This is a genomic window from Mucilaginibacter sp. P4_A11 (assembly GCF_056402535.1).
Genome location: NZ_JBFUHE010000001.1, coordinates 329,748 through 347,544, shown reverse-complemented (window position 1 = coordinate 347,544; position 17,797 = coordinate 329,748). Strand labels below are relative to the sequence as shown.

At 42.5% G+C, this 17,797-nt stretch carries 16 protein-coding genes and 1 riboswitch; of the genes, 4 read left to right on the top strand and 12 right to left on the bottom strand.

What is annotated here, in order from left to right:
• Positions 1–127 precede the first annotated feature (127 nt).
• Both AC1DUD_RS01575 and truA read right to left on the bottom strand, forming a co-directional pair.
• Positions 128–1,879 carry an ABC transporter ATP-binding protein gene (locus tag AC1DUD_RS01575; RefSeq protein WP_477371796.1) on the bottom strand — a complete coding sequence of 584 codons (1,752 nt, stop codon included), beginning with the start codon at positions 1,877–1,879 and terminating at the stop codon, positions 128–130.
• A 208-nt stretch (positions 1,880–2,087) separates the two neighbouring features.
• The gene (gene truA, locus AC1DUD_RS01570; protein ID WP_477370652.1) at positions 2,088–2,897 is read right to left on the bottom strand and encodes a tRNA pseudouridine(38-40) synthase TruA; all 810 of its coding nucleotides are present in this window, start codon (positions 2,895–2,897) and stop codon (positions 2,088–2,090) included.
• Between the two features lie 129 nt (positions 2,898–3,026).
• Between truA and AC1DUD_RS01565 the strand changes: the two genes are divergently transcribed.
• Together AC1DUD_RS01565 and AC1DUD_RS01560 are read left to right on the top strand one after the other, a co-directional pair.
• Entirely contained in the window at positions 3,027–3,494 is a 468-nt protein-coding gene (locus AC1DUD_RS01565) for a DUF4293 domain-containing protein (RefSeq protein WP_477370649.1), read from the top strand.
• A gap of 372 nt (positions 3,495–3,866) precedes the next feature.
• Positions 3,867–5,738 carry a DEAD/DEAH box helicase gene (locus tag AC1DUD_RS01560; protein WP_477370646.1) on the top strand — a complete coding sequence of 624 codons (1,872 nt, stop codon included), beginning with the start codon at positions 3,867–3,869 and terminating at the stop codon, positions 5,736–5,738.
• A 141-nt stretch (positions 5,739–5,879) separates the two neighbouring features.
• On the opposite strand, the gene AC1DUD_RS01555 is transcribed toward AC1DUD_RS01560, so the two are convergent.
• From AC1DUD_RS01555 to AC1DUD_RS01535, 5 genes are all read right to left on the bottom strand, one after another.
• Entirely contained in the window at positions 5,880–6,200 is a 321-nt protein-coding gene (locus AC1DUD_RS01555; RefSeq protein ID WP_477370643.1) for a hypothetical protein, read from the bottom strand.
• A gap of 47 nt (positions 6,201–6,247) precedes the next feature.
• A complete protein-coding gene (locus AC1DUD_RS01550; protein ID WP_477370640.1) occupies positions 6,248–6,559 on the bottom strand; it encodes a hypothetical protein in 312 nt (103 codons plus the stop codon).
• A 32-nt stretch (positions 6,560–6,591) separates the two neighbouring features.
• The gene (locus AC1DUD_RS01545) at positions 6,592–7,599 is read right to left on the bottom strand and encodes an NAD(P)H-dependent glycerol-3-phosphate dehydrogenase (protein ID WP_477370637.1); all 1,008 of its coding nucleotides are present in this window, start codon (positions 7,597–7,599) and stop codon (positions 6,592–6,594) included.
• 329 nt (positions 7,600–7,928) lie between these two features.
• Positions 7,929–9,266, bottom strand: coding sequence for an efflux RND transporter periplasmic adaptor subunit (locus AC1DUD_RS01540; protein ID WP_477370633.1), 1,338 nt, complete (start codon positions 9,264–9,266; stop codon positions 7,929–7,931).
• 36 nt (positions 9,267–9,302) lie between these two features.
• On the bottom strand, positions 9,303–10,748 hold the full coding sequence (locus tag AC1DUD_RS01535) for a TolC family protein (protein ID WP_477370630.1): 1,446 nt from the start codon (positions 10,746–10,748) through the stop codon (positions 9,303–9,305).
• A 102-nt stretch (positions 10,749–10,850) separates the two neighbouring features.
• Here AC1DUD_RS01535 and AC1DUD_RS01530 point away from each other — a divergent pair, with 102 nt between their 5' ends.
• Positions 10,851–11,474 (top strand): polysaccharide deacetylase family protein, encoded by a 624-nt coding sequence (locus AC1DUD_RS01530; protein WP_477370627.1) that lies wholly within the window; start codon positions 10,851–10,853, stop codon positions 11,472–11,474.
• Between the two features lie 149 nt (positions 11,475–11,623).
• On the opposite strand, the gene AC1DUD_RS01525 is transcribed toward AC1DUD_RS01530, so the two are convergent.
• Together AC1DUD_RS01525 and AC1DUD_RS01520 are read right to left on the bottom strand one after the other, a co-directional pair.
• Entirely contained in the window at positions 11,624–12,418 is a 795-nt protein-coding gene (locus AC1DUD_RS01525) for an alpha/beta hydrolase (protein ID WP_477370623.1), read from the bottom strand.
• A 180-nt stretch (positions 12,419–12,598) separates the two neighbouring features.
• The gene (locus tag AC1DUD_RS01520; protein WP_477370620.1) at positions 12,599–13,456 is read right to left on the bottom strand and encodes a helix-turn-helix domain-containing protein; all 858 of its coding nucleotides are present in this window, start codon (positions 13,454–13,456) and stop codon (positions 12,599–12,601) included.
• A 159-nt stretch (positions 13,457–13,615) separates the two neighbouring features.
• On the opposite strand from AC1DUD_RS01520, the gene AC1DUD_RS01515 reads away from it, so the two are divergent.
• Positions 13,616–14,362, top strand: coding sequence for a class I SAM-dependent methyltransferase (locus AC1DUD_RS01515; protein ID WP_477370617.1), 747 nt, complete (start codon positions 13,616–13,618; stop codon positions 14,360–14,362).
• Between the two features lie 4 nt (positions 14,363–14,366).
• Here the strand turns inward: AC1DUD_RS01515 and AC1DUD_RS01510 are convergent, their stop codons facing one another.
• The 3 genes from AC1DUD_RS01510 to bshA form a co-directional block, all read right to left on the bottom strand.
• Positions 14,367–15,749, bottom strand: a complete 1,383-nt coding sequence (locus tag AC1DUD_RS01510) for a voltage-gated chloride channel family protein (protein WP_477370614.1) — start codon at positions 15,747–15,749, stop codon at positions 14,367–14,369.
• A gap of 57 nt (positions 15,750–15,806) precedes the next feature.
• Positions 15,807–15,871: riboswitch (Fluoride riboswitch) on the bottom strand.
• 319 nt (positions 15,872–16,190) lie between these two features.
• Complete coding sequence (locus AC1DUD_RS01505; protein WP_091215242.1) at positions 16,191–16,382, bottom strand: hypothetical protein; 192 nt, start codon at positions 16,380–16,382, stop codon at positions 16,191–16,193.
• 107 nt (positions 16,383–16,489) lie between these two features.
• Positions 16,490–17,632, bottom strand: a complete 1,143-nt coding sequence (bshA, locus tag AC1DUD_RS01500; protein WP_477370611.1) for an N-acetyl-alpha-D-glucosaminyl L-malate synthase BshA — start codon at positions 17,630–17,632, stop codon at positions 16,490–16,492.
• Positions 17,633–17,797: the final 165 nt, after the last annotated feature.

Below are 17,797 nucleotides of genomic sequence, written 5' to 3'. Positions count from 1 at the left end.
CGTATTTCGCGATGTCATTGCGAGCGATAGCGTGGCAACCGCATACTATACAGGGCGGCCATGCCTCCGTGCGATTGCTTCGTACCCTTACAGCAATGACGACCTTTTTTTGCCCTCAGATCCAGACTTACGACTTAACAATCCCTGCCGAATTAAACTGCAAATCATACAACTTGCGGTAATGGCCGTTCTCAATTTTGAGTAATTCCTGATGAGTGCCCATTTCCATGATCTCGCCATGGTCAAGTACAATGATCCTGTCGGCATTTTGAATGGTTGAAAGCCTGTGGGCTATCACTATGGCTGTGCGGCCTTCCATTAATTTATTGATGGCATTCTGGATCAGGATCTCCGTTTCAGTATCAACAGATGATGTTGCCTCATCCAAAACTAAAATTGCCGGGTTATAAACCAAAGCCCGGATAAATGAGATTAATTGCGATTGCCCGGCCGAAAGTGTTGAGCCGCGCTCCATCACATTATAATCATAGCCGCCCGGTAGCCGTTCAATAAAATCATGCGCGCCAACATCTTTGGCTGCGGCTATAATTTGATCGCGGGTGATGGCTGGGTTATTCAGGCTGATGTTATTGGCAATAGTATCACTAAACAAAAACACATCCTGTATCACGGTTGCTATCTGCGAACGCAGATAGTTCACATCATAATCATGAATATCATGGCCATCTACTTTGACGCAGCCTTTTCCTATTTCATAAAAACGGTTCAGAATGTTAATGGTTGATGATTTACCGGCACCTGTTGCACCTACCAAAGCCAGTGTTTCACCGGGTTTGATGTGGAAACTGATATTTTTCAGCACCCAATTTTCATCGTTATAAGCAAACCATACTTTATCAAAGCTGATCTCGCCCTGTAACCTGCCGGTTTTTAGCGTACCCTTATTTTCGGCCACCTCGTCGGTATCTAATACTTTAAAGATCCTGTCGGCACCTACCATACCCATTTGCAGGGTATTAAATTTATCGGCCAGTTGGCGGATAGGCCTGAATAGCATATTGAGCAGCACGATAAAGCTGGTTATTAAACCGGGAGTAATGCCCTTGCCCGATGATGTTATAGTTAACAGCTGACTGTCAGACAGCATCCGCTTACAACCATACCAAACCAGCAAGCCCATACACACGGCAAACAGAATTTCCACTACCGGAAAAAATATCGAATAATACCAGTTTGAGCGGATATTGGCATCACGGTATTTTTCATTCACCGCTTTAAACTTGCGCATTTCCTGGTCTTCCCGGGCAAAGATCTGGATCACACTGATGCCAGAAATATGCTCGGCCAAAAAAGTGTTAAGCCGGGCCACCTGGGTACGCACCTCCTGGAACGATGATTTGATAGCCTCCTTAAATACATAGGTTGAAGCAAACAGGAACGGCATCGGGATTAATGTAATCAAAGCCAGTTTCCAGTCCTGCCAAAGCATATAGCCTATTACAGCAACCACCAGCAGCATATCACCCATAATAGAGATCAATCCTTCCGAAAAAATGTCGGCAATGGTTTCCAGGTCGGATACAGTACGGGTAATGAGCATACCGATAGGGGTACGGTCAAAGTATTTTAATCTTAAGCTGGTGATATGGTTAAAAATATCGATCCTTAAATCGCGGATAACATACTGGCCCAGTGCATTGGTTAAGTAAGTTTGATAATACTGGGCAATGGTTTGAATGATTAGCTGGCCTACCATCAGCTCAACCATAAAAACGAGACCGTTATAGTCATCATTCAATATATTGACATCCAGTGTACGCTGAATCAGGATTGGCTGCAGCAAAGCATTGGCCGCTATAAAAATGGTCAGGAAAGTAGCTATAACAAACGTTTTGTTATAAGGCTTAACGTAATGCATTACCCGGCTCAGCAACTTCCAGTCCAGGGCCTTTCCGGTTACGGCCCCCCCGCCCCCTGAAGGGGGCGCCTGCTTCGTGCCTCCCTTGCCCTCTAAAGGGGGAGTGTCTTGCTTATTATTTTTTATGTCTTCGGCCACTATATCAAATGTAAGGTATAATTATAAATCTTAAAATCACTTTCTCCGCTATAGTTCCCCCTTTAGGGGGTCAGGGGCGGGCTAATGGGTATGGATATTTCACCTCCGTCAAATACAATCCACAGGCTGGTACACTGGTACCGGCATTTGAGCGGTTTTTACTTTCAATAATTTCACGAATGCTTTCGGGTTCCCTTTCTTTTTTGCCAACCATCATTAGCGTACCCACAATGGCGCGTACCATGTTGCGTAAAAACCTATCGGCAGTAATATGGAAAACGATACCGTTATCAGTTTGTACCCATTCGGCACGGGTTATTTTACAGTTATTGGTTTTTACCTGCGTGTTTGATTTGCTGAAACAGCTAAAATCAACATACTGCATCATGATAGCCGCGGCCTGGTTCATCAGTTCAAGATCGGGCACATCGCGCAATTGCCATGAAGCGCCTTGCAAAAAAGGATCTTTATTAAAATGGATATGATATTGATAAGAACGTGCCGTAGCATCAAACCGGGCGTGAGCATCGGCATGTACGGGGATAACGTTTTTTATGGCGATATCAGGGGGTAACAGGGCGTTGAGCCCCTTCACTTTTTGTCCATAGTCAATAGCCGATAGACCATGGCTTGAGGATTGACCATCGACCATGGACCATGGACTATGGGCTTCCACATCAAAATGTGCAAAGAATTCTTTGGCGTGTACACCTGTATCTGTACGGCCGCAGCCTGTTGTTTCTATGGGATGGCGCAGTATAGTGCTCAGGGCTTTGTTTAACAGTTCCTGAACGCTTACGGCGTTTTGCTGCACCTGCCAGCCATGATAAGCGGTACCGTTGTAGGCCAGTTCAATAAAATAACGCTGATTGATGCTCACAAGGGCAAAGTTAATAATCTGTAGACTATGCCGGCTTCATAATTTGGTCATAGTATTTCAGGGCTGCAACAAATCAGCTACACTCTATAAGCAAAACAATTATATTTGCCCATATAATAATTAAATACTATGCTTCAACGCATCCAAAGCATTTACCTTTTGTTTGCCAGCCTTGTGCTGTTCGCCCTTTTCTTTTTTCCACTTGCGCATAATGTTTATATCGATGATAAACCATCCAGTATTATGGTAACCGGTATTTACCAGGATGTTAACGGCGCGCAGCAACATACCCAAACATTTGTGGCGCTTACCGCGATAACGGCTATCGTAGCCCTTGTTCCGTTGGTTATCATTTTTCTATACAAAAACCGCAAGCAGCAAATAGCTTTTTGTTATAGCGCCATGCTGGTGCTTATTGGCTACAGCTTCTGGATGGCCCAAACTGTTAAAGGCGCCGCTGGTAACATCACGCTTGATACCCATTCTATGGGCGTCGGCTTGTTTCTGACCTCATTAAGCATTATACTGATTATCTTTGCACAAAAAAGCATTAAAAAAGATGAAAAGCTGGTAAAATCGGCTGATAGGTTGAGGTAAGCCCAGGTTAATGTTAAGTCAACAGTACTAAGCCGGAAGTCACAAGTCTGGCTTTTCTCTTTTCTATACCTGTAACTTAGGCTAAGGGTTAGGCCTTTTTGCGATCCGAAGGTAAAAAACAAATGAAAAATCTGTGTTTTCTAGCTTCCCTAAAGGCTTACTTATCAAAAAAAGGACTTTAAAGATTGGCAAAAAAGGCAATACATATTATGAAATCATTAATTAACTGGTTTTTTTTCAGCCAATTAGTGGTTTATTTACAATAATACAGCTAAACTTCAATCTATCCTAACTTACCTATTGGAATTGTAAAATACTAACACTATCTTTGCGCCCGATTTGGCGATGTTGCCAAATTCGTTATTTTAATTCATGAACAACCCATTTATTGAACTGGGAATCCGTCATGATATTGTTAATGCCATCTCTGAGTTAGGATTTGAAAATCCTACACCAATCCAGGAGCAGTCAATCCCGGTATTGTTAACAGGCAGCAACGATTTTGTCGGATTAGCCCAAACCGGGACCGGAAAAACTGCTGCCTTTGGCCTACCACTGTTGGAACTGCTTGATTTCGAAGAAAATCATCCACAGGCACTTGTCTTATGCCCAACACGCGAACTTTGTTTACAAATCGCGAACGACATCAAGAATTACTCCAAAAAAATGAACAACGTACATGTTGTTGCCGTTTATGGAGGTGCAAGCATTATGGATCAATTACGCCAGATCAAACGCGGCGTACAGATCGTAGTAGCTACACCGGGACGTATGCTTGATATCATAAACCGTAAGGCTATCGACTTTTCGGCTGTGAAGTATGTAGTATTGGATGAGGCTGACGAAATGCTCAATATGGGCTTTCAGGAAGACATTGATAGTATCTTATCTACCACACCCGAAGAGAAAAAAACCTGGCTATTCTCGGCCACAATGCCTGCAGAAGTTAGGCGGATTGCCAAAAAGTACATGAACAATCCGTTTGAGCTTACTATGGGCGAAAAAAACACCGGCAATGTCAATATCGAGCATGAGTACTATATAGTACGTGCCCGCGACAAGTATGCCGCGTTTAAACGTATTGTTGATTTTAACCCGGACATTTTTGGTATCGTATTTTGCCGTACCAAAATTGAAACCCAGGAAATTGCCGAATCGCTGATCAAAGACGGCTACAATGCCGATTCATTGCACGGTGACCTTTCGCAACAACAGCGTGATAAAGTAATGAAACGCTACCGCGAGCGCAGCCTGCAATTATTAATTGCTACCGACGTTGCAGCCCGTGGTATCGACGTTAACGACGTAACACACGTTATTAACTATTCATTGCCCGACGAAATTGAAAACTATACCCACCGCAGCGGCCGTACAGCCCGTGCAGGTAAAACAGGTGTATCTATCGCTATCGTTAATGCTAAAGAATTAGGTAAGATTCGCCAAATTGAGCGTGTTATTGGTAAAAAGTTTGTAAAAGCTGAAATCCCTACAGGTTTTGACGTTTGCGAAAAACAATTATTCTCTATTGTTCACAAAGTACATAATGTAACTGTAAACGAAGAGCAGATTGAGCAATACCTGCCACGTATTTATGACGAGTTTAAAGATTTCACCAAAGAGGATTTCATTAAACGTTTTGCATCAATTGAGTTTAACCGCTTCCTTGATTATTACAAAAACGCTCCCGACCTGAATGCCAGCGTTGAAGAAGGCCGTACCAGGTCTGAAGATCGCGGTGAACGTGGCAATGGAGTAAGAGGCAACTTTACCCGTTTATTTATAAACCTGGGTTCGGTTGATGAATTTAACCGCGGCGATTTGTTGGGTTACATTTGCAACACTACCAAAATCAGCGGCCGTACCGTAGGTAAGATCGATGTTAAAGGTGTGTACTCATTCTTTGAGGTTCAGAACGAAGACGTTGATAAAGTTATGGCCAGCTTTAAAGAAGCCGAACATAAGGGGCGTCCGGTAAGGATCGAGATCTCAGGCGAAGGCACTAGTGATAACCGTGGCGGCGGCGAACGCCGTGAAGGCGGTTACCGTGGTGGCGAACGTCGCGAAGGTGGTGGCGGTTATCGTGGTGGCGAGCGTCGTGAAGGCGGCGGTGGTTATCGTGGTGGCGAGCGTCGTGAAGGCGGTGGCTACCGTGGTAACGAAAAGCGCGAACATACTGGCGGTGGTTTCCGTGATTTTTCCGGCAAACCCCGTGAAGATCGCCCTGAACGCAGAAGGAGATTTTAATCATCCATCATAAAAAAACCACCATGTGCAAAGCATGTGGTGGTTTTCATGAGCTTCCTTTAGTAAGAAGCATTAGTTTTAGTTTAGTTTTGTTAACAAAGCCTTTTAACCGCTGCACACGGGAATAAAGGCTTTTGTTGTTTAACGGCTAAATTCAACAATATCCGAATCAGGATAACAAAGTGTTAGCTTATTGTCGGTAAGCTCCTTAATACAGAACTTGGTATAAGGCCTGCTCCCCTGGTATGAGGTGTAAATAGTATCTTTTTTCACAAAATAATCCTCTTTACTGGCCTGTCCGTCATCCATAATAAAATCTTTATCCGTTATTGAAAGCTTGGTTGAACCATCTTTTGATTTCCAGTTACCTTCTAGCTTTTTATTGGGTGCCGGAGCGGTAGAACAAGAATAAACCAGTAACATGCCTGCAACTGCAGCAACTATCGGAGCAAACTTTTTCATGACGGATCAGGATTTTTTAGAACGGCTTATGCCTTTGTCGAATTTAATTATTGAGCAGGTTTATCGATCAGCTCGGATTTTTTTACGTACACACGATGCCCTTTCTTATTCACATAAAAATAGTGCGAATACTTATCAATGTAAATGGTTTCACCATTTGGACCAACTTTGCCGGCATATTTTTTGTCAGCTACTGTAGCTGCGCCTTTGGCTGCTATTTCAGATGTTTTGTGGCCTATCTTTTTGGTGGTCTTACTTATTTTACCACCAAGGGTTGAATCCTTATGGGTTTGGGCAAAGCCCGGACTTACCATAAATGTACCTGCAGCAAACAAGGCTATTTTAAACAGATTTTTCATAAGTGACAGTAATTAAGTTTCTTTTAATAAAATCAGCTCAATTTCTCGGCCAAATTTCTCATTTCTATCACAGGTGAGCGTTTTTGATATAAAATAGCATAAACAGCCTCGCAAATAGGGATGCTTACCCCATATTGCTTATTAACCTCGTGTAGGCAATTTACTGCATAGTAACCCTCAGCAACCATGTTCATTTCCAGTTGGGCAGATGTTACTGTATATCCCTTACCTATCATATTACCAAATGTGCGGTTACGGCTAAACTGCGAATATGCAGTAACCAACAGATCACCAAGGTATGCCGACTCTTTAATATCCCTGTCAATGGGGTGCACGGCGGCCACAAAACGCTCCAGTTCGCGGATTGCATTTGATATTAGTACTGCCTGAAAATTATCGCCATAGCCCACACCGTGGCAAATACCACTGGCAATAGCGTAAACATTCTTTAAAACAGCGCCGTATTCCGTACCATATATATCGTCGGAAATATTTGTTTTGATGTACCGGGTATTAATCATACCTGCAAACTGCGATGCCAGTTCAGTATCTCCGGAAGCTATAGTGAGGTATGATAGTTTTTCTAACGCCACTTCTTCGGCATGGCAGGGTCCGCTGATCACCATAAAATCACCAAACGATATATCGTATTTTTGATGAAGAAATTCGGCAATTATCAGGTTTTCGTCGGGCACTATGCCTTTAATAGCCGATACTATTTTTTTCCCTTTCAGATCGGCAGCCGTAATATCTTTTAACGCTTCTTTTAAAAACGCAGCAGGTACATTAAGCAATACAATATCGGCAGCCGCGATAAGCGGTTTCAAATCGGTAGATATATTTTGTTCGGGAAGTTTGATCTCAACCGAGCTCAGGTAGTGCGGGTTGTGTGCAAACTTTTGCAGATGCTCCACAGCTTCGGCATTGCGCATCCACCAAAAAATTTCTTTTTCGGTAGTGTTGTCGATAAGCATTTTAATATTGGCCGTAGCCCAGCTTCCTCCGCCAACAACTGTGATCTTGTTTAATTTTTTATCCATCAATAAATAATAGAAAATCTATGTGCCAGGTTTTAATCGGCTAAGCAAATTAATGAAATATTATGCAGATTGGCGAATAAGAGAAAATGCCTTAACACTGCCGCAGGTTTAGCGATAGCGTAACCTGCGGTTAAACAGCGTGGAAGCTTTCAGCTTCAGTAGCTTATTTAAGCTGGAAGCTTAAACCATGATACACCACGGGTTACACTATCGCTAAACCCGCGGCAGTTAAACATTTCTGTAATAAAACAAAAACGCCCGGCTTTCGCCGGGCGCTAAATTCTAATTTCCTCATCTGCACATTTGAAATCTGCACATCTGCATATCAATTACTTATTATTATCTGCATTAAACAGTTTCGATTTATCCACTTTTTCAACAGCCTGTCCATCGCTAAGTGTTTTTGAAATAGCTGAGTATGGAGCCGACACAACCTCTTCGCCTCCTTTAAGGCCGGATAAGATCTGGATGTAACTATCATTCTGGATACCGGTGGTTACCTGTACCTGTTTCAGCTTACCTGCGTTCAGTACAAATACATATTCTTTAGCTACCGGGCTAATTTGTGGCTTGCTTTTATCATCATCAGCTTTCGGCGGACCATTATTTTCTTTCTTTTCCTCACGGGTAGTTACCGATTGAATTGGTACTGATAAAGCTTTAGCCGAGTTGGTGCTGATATCAACAGTAGCTGTTAACCCCGGGCGGAATGGAGAAGGATTATCTGCCGTTTTCTTTAAAAGGGCAACGTATGATTCGGCATTGATCCTCACTTTTACAGTAAAATTGGTTACTTGGTCGGCAGAGGTACCTACTACGTTTGCCGAACTGCCTATTTCAGTTACCACACCTGTAAACTTTTTACCTAAAAATGCATCCACTTCAATTTTTGATGAATCGCCAAGAGAAATGCGGTTGATATCATTCTCGTTCACATCAACGTTAACATCCATTTTACTCAGGTCAGATATGGTCATGATCTCGGTACCGGCAAACTGCTGGGTACCCAAAACACGCTCACCTTTTTGTATCGACAATTTTGAAACCACACCATCAACCGGCGAATAGATAGTAGTTTTGGCCAGGTTATCCTGCGCTTCTTTAACCGAAGCCTGTGACTGGGCTAAGCCGTATTGTGAACCTACCACGTTTTGTTTGGCGGCTTCAAAAGATGCTTTAGCACCTTCATAAGTGGCTTTAGCATTTTCAAATTCCGAAATGGTTAATACCTTTTTATCAAAAAGCTCTTTACTGCGTTTATAAATACCTACCTGGTTGGTATAAGTAGCTTCGGCCTGTTTAAGCATCTGGCTTGAGTTACCTACACTGGCTTTTTGGGTATTGTATGATGCAATAGCACGGTCATAACCTGACTTTAAAATGTCGGGCCTGATCTTACAAAGCAGCTGGCCTTTTTTAACAACATCGCCCTCTTTAATTGGTAGTTCAACCACCTCACCCGATACTTCGGGGCTTATCTTAACCTCAACATGCGGTTTGATCTTTCCACTGGCCGATACAGTTTCGTTTATCTCGCGGGTTTCGGCTTTTTCAGTAGCCACCTGGGTTAGCGCGGGCTTACCTATCATGCCCGTTGCCTTAGCAATGATCAGCAGGAGAATCAGTGCGCCAAGACCTATCAGAATATATTTAGTAGTTTTTCCCATGACGGTGAATTTGGATATTTTACGGTTAAGATTTTATTAAAGTGTTATAGGGTTGCCTAAATAATAGTCAATGACTTTGCTCCTGAAAATTACCTGGTATTGCGCCTCAATCATATCAAACTGAGATTTGTTGAGATTGGTTAACGAAGTATTGTAATCAAGCGAGTTAACCAAACCAACAGTATAGCGTTGCTGTATAATATTAAATGCATCTTTATTGGCATTGAAGGTTTGCGTCGCCGATTGATAGCGTTTATCAGCAGCCTGCAAATCCCACACCGCCTGGTAAATAATCTTGCTCAGGTTATTGCGGGCCAGTTGTGCCGTCACTTCAGCATTTTGGTTTTGAAGTTTTGCTTTCCGGACAGCGGTACGAGACAAGAACCTGTTGAAAATAGGGATCTGCAAACTTACCCCTACCGATTGGTTAAAGTTATCACTCAGCTGCCTGAAGAACGGATTGCTCTTGAAACCAACTTTGTAATTAGGCACCACAACCGCTTGTTGTGAATTTTGTACAAAACCCACCGTATCAAACCGCCCGGTTGGCGTAGCGCCAAAAGGTGTGTTTTTGGCATCAGAAAAGTATGATCCGGCAGCGCCAAATAATACTACAGATGGATAATAATTACCCCTTGCAATTTTAACACCCTGCGCAGCAGCTTTCTGACGCTGTTCCGCCAATAATACATCGGGGTTTACAGCCATCGCTGTTTTCACAACTTCCTGTGCGTCATATATGGTTTTAACATTGTTCAGCTTACTGATATCGGGCCTTTCCACTTTAATATCAGCGCCTGGGTCCATCTCCATGTATTGCTTTAAGGTAAGTAACGATTGCTCCAACTGATTTTCGGCGTTGGTATAGTTCAGATCGTTAGTCGATAGCTGTGCTTTAGCCTGCGACAGATCGGCAAGGGTTTGGTTACCTACATCAAAGTTTTTCTGCGAACGGTCTAAAGCTATTTTGGATACATCAATTTGTTGCTGAGCAGCTTTTACTAAATCCTGGTTGGTCAATACCAGCAAATAAGTAGTAACAACATTTAATATCAGATCATTCTTTACCTTGGCAACGTTGGTTTTATCGGCATCAAGCAGGATCTTGTTCTGGATTACCGTATTACGCAACTGCCCGCCCTGGAACAGGGTTACCTGTGAGGTAAAGTTACCATTAACGGCCAAAATACGCTGGTTGCTGAACTGGTTGGTTGAAGGGTCAATATTACGGCCAAAATTGAATGAACCCTGTGGGCCAGCAGCTAAATTGGGCAGCTGGTTATATTTCGACTGCTTAAGATCTTCGTTGGTGATGGCGGCTGTAAATTCGGCCTGTTTAATGGTTAGATTGCGTTCAAGGGCCAGATCTACCGCTTTTTGCAAGCCTATTACTTCCTGCGCGCCGGCTTTAATGCCGCATACTGAAAATATAATTGTGCAAATGAGCGTTGCTTTAACTGATAGTAATAATTTTAGTTTCATAAGGTTTTTCTATACAATGGTAAGCAACTGTTCATTACATTGCAGTGTTTATTTTTGTTAAATGTTGTTAATAGGGATAAAAACACAAACTACCTAATCTGTATGTACCTGGTTAAAACTCCCTGGCTGCTGAAAAAGCTTTATCCCGAACTTACCTGGGATATAAAATCAACTAACCGTTGCATTTATCTCACTTTTGACGACGGCCCTATACCAATTGTTACACCGGCAGTATTAAATATTTTAAAACAATACAATGCTAAAGCCACCTTTTTTTGCATTGGCGACAATGTACGCAAACACCCCGACATTTTTGAACAGGTAAAAGCCAGCGGCCATGCCATAGGCAACCATACTTTTAACCATCTCAAAGGCTGGAAAACCGATACCCAAACTTACCTTGATAATTTTTTACAGGCCGATAAATTATTGAATACCCCCCTGTTTCGTCCGCCTTACGGAAGGATCAAAAGAGAACAGATCCGGGCGCTGAAAACGGCCAAACCCGACCTGAATATTTTTATGTGGGATGTGCTCAGCGGCGATTTTGACATGGCCCTTAAACCCGAAGATTGCTTGAAAAGTGTGTTAAAACATACCGAAGCCGGATCAACGGTGGTATTTCACGACAGTATCAAAGCGTTTAAACGGCTGGAGTATGTATTGCCGAGGGCATTGGAGGCTTGGAGTAAGGAGGGGTATAGTTTTAGCCCCCTGGCCCCCTGAAGGGGAAATTTTAAAGAACAAGCCATAAATCCTAATAAAAACGTCATTGCGAGGCACGAAGCAATCACTAACGATATAGGGTGGACCTGCTAACCGGGGATTGCTTCGTGCCTCGCAATGACGTGCTGGGGCTGCTTCTTATTGCTTTTTTATTTTTTCACAGATGCATTTTCTGCAGCTTTGATAATCACAGCGGCAACAGCTTTAGGTTGCGATATAAAAACTACATGGCTTCCTCTTATTTCGGTTATTATAGTATTTGAACGTTTGTACATGGCACGCTCGATATCAGGGTTGATGCTTTTATCCTCGGTAGCAACTATACCGTAAGCAGGTTTAGTTTTCCATGCGGCGTTAGTGATCGGTGTACCAAATCCTTTTGCATAAAAGGCACCTTGTGAAGCATACATGAAATCAGCGTCTTCTTTGCTGATATCTGCACAAAAACCGGCGTGAAATTTTGCTTTGTCATAATAAACAATGCCTTTATCATCAGGAGTTAAAACACCATTTTCAGGAGCCGGAGGTGCAGTTTGTAACCACTGGATAGATGTTTCACCCTTATCTGGCTGCAGTGCTGCGATATAAACAAGAGCCGCTACTTTTGGGTGATTACCTGCTTCAGTGATTACTGTACCACCCCACGAGTGGCCAACCAATATTGCAGGGCCGTCCTGTTTATCGAGTGCAACTGTTACAGCTTTAACATCGTCTTCTAAAGAAGATAATGGATTTTGCACCACAGTAACATTGTACCCTTTTTTGGTAAGTTCGGCATATAATGCTTTATAGCCAGATCCATCGGCAAATGCTCCGTGAACCAATACTACGTTTTTAACAGCTTGCGCTTTTACTGAAGAAGTAAAACCTAAGACTGCTGTAAACGCTAATGCCAGGCTAAGCAAACCTGCTTTGATACTGTTTTTTAATGTTGGAGTTTTCATATTGTTTTAATTTTAAATGTTGTGTTTGATTTAACAATACAAAAGTGCCCCAAATGCGGCAGGTGGGAAATGTCGCCAGTTCCCGAAAGATTGTAATTTCTTCCCGAATCATCCAGCAAGCCTGCTAAAAATGAAAAAAGCCGGTAAATAATTTACCGGCTTACACTAAAAAGGCTTTTATTATGCCAGTACAGGCTGTAGTTTTTCGTTTCGGAATTCAGCAGGCGACTGTTTGGTATGCCGTTTGAAAAAATTGCAGAAATAGGCAGGATCTTCAAAACCCAATTCATAAGTGACTTGCTTAACCGACTTACTGGTATAACTAAGCAACCGCCTGGCTTCAACAATAATACGCGACTGGATCACTTGCTGTGGTGTTTTGTCGTTATAAAGTGAGAAAATATTCGATAGTGTTTTGGGCGATTTATTCATCAGTCCAGCATAAAAGTTGACCGAATGCTCGCTTTTGAAATTCATTTCAACCAACAGGTTAAATTTCCGGAAGATATCCAGTTTTTGATCCTGGTTATTTTCTGCGGGGATATATTCTGTGCGGGCCATTTGTGTTACCATGATGATCAGCCGCTTTAATAACATGATCAGCATGTCATTCTGAATATTATCTTTAATATGCAGTTCCTGGGTAAAAATATCAAGTAATACTTTAAGCTTTGATTGGTTGGGATCATCAATGGGAATGAACAACAAATTACCCATGCCAAAAAGAAAACCTACACAGCTAACCTCGGTATCATGATCAATCAGGCAATAGAACTCCCTGTTAAACTGCCAGGCGATGATATCTGCAGATCTTTCGAAGGTAAAGGTCTGGTCGAACATAAGCGGCAGCAGCGTATTGTTATTAAATTCATGATCTGCGCCATCTATATTAATAATTTGGCTTGCGCCGGTATTCCAGGCTATGGTAAAATATTTCTTTGCTTTATCGCGGGTATAAAAAAAGTGGTCAAAATTTTCTTCCCCGCTGATCAGTAACAGATCGCCGCCGGTTTTATGGTCGGAAACAATTAACTTCATTGATTTTTTTGGTGTTAAAGATAAAGCAGATTGATGAGGTTTGAAGAGGAGTGGCATGCTTTTTACACTTCGGAAGCTTTCCGGACTGCTTCGGGGAAATCTCATTCAACAAAATAACAGGGTTTTGAACTATTGCCGAATTATCTTTCCTTTGCACCCATGAGCAACGAACTCACCGACAAGGCATTTTGGGCCGGTTACTGGGAATCAAAAAAAGACCTGGCTTTTAATGTACCGGCTAATTATACTTTTCATAAACTGCTAAAAAATATTACGGATGTTAACAAGCCAGCATCAGCTATTGAGCTGGGTGGTTTCCCTGGGTATTTTGCAATTTTTCTGAAGAAGTATTTCGGATTAAAAACCACGCTGTTTGATTTCTATGTTCATCCAAAAGTTTTGAAGGAGGTACTGGATGCCAACCAGCTTAATGATCAGGATATCGCGGTTATTGAAGGCGACCTGTTTAAATATCAACCTGAAACTGAATATGACCTGGTGCTTTCATGCGGATTGATAGAGCATTTTAATGATACCAAAGGCATTATTGAAAAACACCTCTCCTTCCTTAAACCCGGGGGTACGCTGTTCATCACCCTGCCTAACTTTACCGGCGTTAACGGATGGGTACAGCGCAACTACGACCTTAATAACTACGAAAAGCACAACATCGGTAGCATGAACCCGATATTACTGGCTGGCTACTGTAAGGAACTCGGGCTAAAAAATGTTGAGGCATATTATTACGGCAAGTTTTCGGTTTGGCTGGAAGATAAGGCCAATAAACCGGCATTGGCTAAAGCCATCACCAAACTGGTATGGATAGCCGGCAAGGTTTTCACCAAAATTATTCCGGTTGAATCAAAGCTCCTATCACCTTACATTGTAGTTACCGCCACTAAGTAAAGCTTTAACTGCTCCCTTTCCGGAAATTATATTTTGCCAGTTTATGGTATAAATATCCGCGTCTCTTCATCGCTTCCGAAAGGGTTTTATCATCAGTTATGCCATCACTTAGCTTGTTGACCCCAATTCTTTGAGAACCATATATGCCGGTATGTCCGCTGAAAAGATAAGCGGTAAAGCAGGCCACGGCAAATAGCAAAGCGTGCTCGCCTCCAAAAAGCTCTATCCCCATAAAAGTGCAGGCCAGTGGTGTATTGGTTGCGCCCGCAAAAACAGCTATAAAACCTAATGCTGCAAATAAACTTGCTGGCGCATCGAGTAAGCCGGATAAAGTGTTACCTAAAGTAGCACCGATATAAAACAACGGTGTTACTTCGCCGCCTTTGAAACCTGTACCAAGCGTTACGGTAGTGTAGATGGTTTTCCATAGCCAGCTCCAGGTATCGGCACCGCCGGCATGAAAAGCTGACGGAATAGTGACAGCGCCTACGTGCTCAGCATCTACCCCTAAACTTAAATAATCGGGCTTACCATTAATAAAAGTGAATGCAATGATGACGAGCCCGCCGATAAAGGGAATAAGCCAGGGCGTTTTTACATATTTAGTAGACAAGCTTTTAATGCCATGCACCATTTTTGCAAACAGGTAGCTGGCCAACCCGAATGCGATAGAAGCTACGATAGTTTTGATTATCAGCAACAAATCGGTTGAAATATAGCCCGAAAACCAATGCGGAATAACCGGTAAGATATCGATATGATAAGGGGTATGATGAACACCCCAGGCTGCTACCGTAACATCACCAACAATGCCAGCAATAAGGCATGGGAGCAAAGCATTATACTGCATCCGCCCAATGGTTAGTACCTCCATGGCGAAAACGGCGCCTGTTAATGGCGTGCCAAACACAGCTCCGAAACCTGCCGCTATGCCTGCGGTAAGTAAGGTTTGCGTATCGGCTTTATTCAGCTTAAGCCATTTGCCTATCATTTGGGCTAAGCTGCCGCCGATTTGCACAGCTGTACCTTCGCGTCCGGCCGAACCGCCAAACAAATGCGTAATTATGGTAGTGATCAGCACCAATGGGGCCATGCGTTTAGGGACGCCGCCGCCGGGGTTATGAATTTCGTCAATAATTAAATTATTCCCCTTTTCGGCCGAGCCGCCAAAGAGTTTATAAATGAAAAATATCGCTATGCCCGCCAGCGGCAGCAAATACAACAGCCAGTTATGAGCAAACCGAAAATGAATAGCCAAACTCAGCAGCCACAGGAACAAAGCTACCGCGCTGCCTATAACAGCGGCAATAGGAATGACAATGACCGTCCAGCGGAGGGCGTTTTTAAGGATTGCGAAATGTTGAGAAGAGAAAAGCTGGTTATTCATAATGCTGATATTTATTTACCCACAAAAAATTAGCACAGGGTAAAACCTGTGAGTTAATTATCTGTAGGCGCCATCAGCTTTTCAGGGCGGTTAAGTAGGAAGACACCATTTCCTTTTGATGAGGCTAAGATAGCTTTCTTTTGTTAAAAATAAAATACGGGGATTCGCTTTAAACAAAGTATAAACAGGAGGCACCTACGGAGCCTAATACACTTGGTTCATTTTTCTATAAACATGGTACTCCTACGGAGTTTGGAACGGCATGTTCACAAAACTCCGTAGGAGTACCATGTTTATAGCTTACGCAAGTGAGATGATACCGGGCTCAGTAGGTGCCTCCTTTTTAAAACTCATTCAAAACAAAATAGCCTTACTTAACACGTATGTATAGTAAGGCTATTTTTCCTGGTCGGTTGAACAGACCGGCTCAAGTTGTTCTACTTAAGCAATGCTTAGTGTTTCCACATCCTTCAGAGCCAGAAGCATTAATTTACCCTGGTATTCCACCCAGATGTCGGCGAAACTATTCTCATCGTACCCCATAAATTTTAATGGATGGCCTATGTGAAGGTTTTTCCATTTTTTTCCGATGTACTTAAGGAGTTGTCCGCTTTTTAGTGTGTGCTTTGCCATAAGTTTTAACTTTTAGGAGTGAAAAACTAAATTAATTAACGAAATCGATAAAATTTAACTTTTAAAGAATATTTCTTGAATTGTATCAGGTTTATTACAACTGTTGGTTAAACAGCCTTAGCTTTATTTTGCTCAATTACCTCAAGGTAAAAATTTTCGTATTTGGGTAAAATGCTGGCTAACTCAAACTCCTTGGCGCGTGCCAGTGCATTTTCTTTAAATTTAGCTAAACGTTCTTCATCTTCCAAAATAAATATTGCTTTTTCTGCCATACCATCTACATCTCCAGGCTCTTTCAAAAAGCCCGTTAATCCGTCAACATTTAACTCGGGCAAACCACCTGCATTACTACTGATCACAGGTACTTTACAGGCCATAGCTTCAAGTGCTGCCAAACCAAAGCTTTCTGATTGTGATGGCATTAGGAACAGATCGGATACAGAAAGGATTTCTTCAACTGCATCCTGTTTACCTAAAAAGCGCACATTATCGGTAACCCCCAGATCACGGCAAAGCTGCTCGCACATAGAACGTTCGGGACCATCACCCACCATCAGCAATTTAGAAGGGATCTTTTTGATCACCTTGGCAAAGATCTTCACTACATCTTCGGTGCGTTTTACTTTACGGAAGTTAGAGGTATGCACCAGGATCTTTTCCCCCGAGGGAGCAATGGCTTTCTTAAAATGATCTTTTGGCTTAAGGCTGAACCTGGTAAGGTCGATAAAGTTAGGAATCACCAATATATCTTTCTTAATATCAAAAAACTTGTAAGTATCATCCTTTAGGTTTTGCGATACAGCTGTTACGCCATCGCTTTGATTGATGGAAAAAGTAACAACCGGTTTAAAGGTGCGGTCTTTACCAACCAATGTGATATCGGTACCATGCAGCGTAGTTACCACCGGGATATAAATGCCGTAGGTCATCAGGATCTGCTTAGCCATAAACGCTGCTGACGCGTGAGGGATAGCATAATGCACATGCAATACATCCAGTTGCTCATGCCGAACCACATCAACCAATCTGCTCGCCAAAGCAAGCTCATAAGGTGGAAAATCAAACAACGGATAGTTCGAAACCGAAACTTCGTGGTAGAAGAGATTTTCGGAAAAGAGGTCCAGCCGCGCGGGCTGGTTATACGTTACAAAATGTACCTGGTGACCACGGTCTGCAAGGGCTTTACCAAGTTCAGTGGCAACAACCCCGCTTCCGCCAAAGGTTGGGTAACAAACAATTCCGATCTTCATTAATATGTTTTAATTGGTGCAAGTTTAACAGCAATTTACATCAAATGTGTTAAGCTTGTGTAAAATGATGGATGGATGATAATTACCGCATATTTAACTTAACGGCGTCACCAACCATTCGCCACGCTAAACGTTTAAACTTATATCAAACCAATAATAAACAGC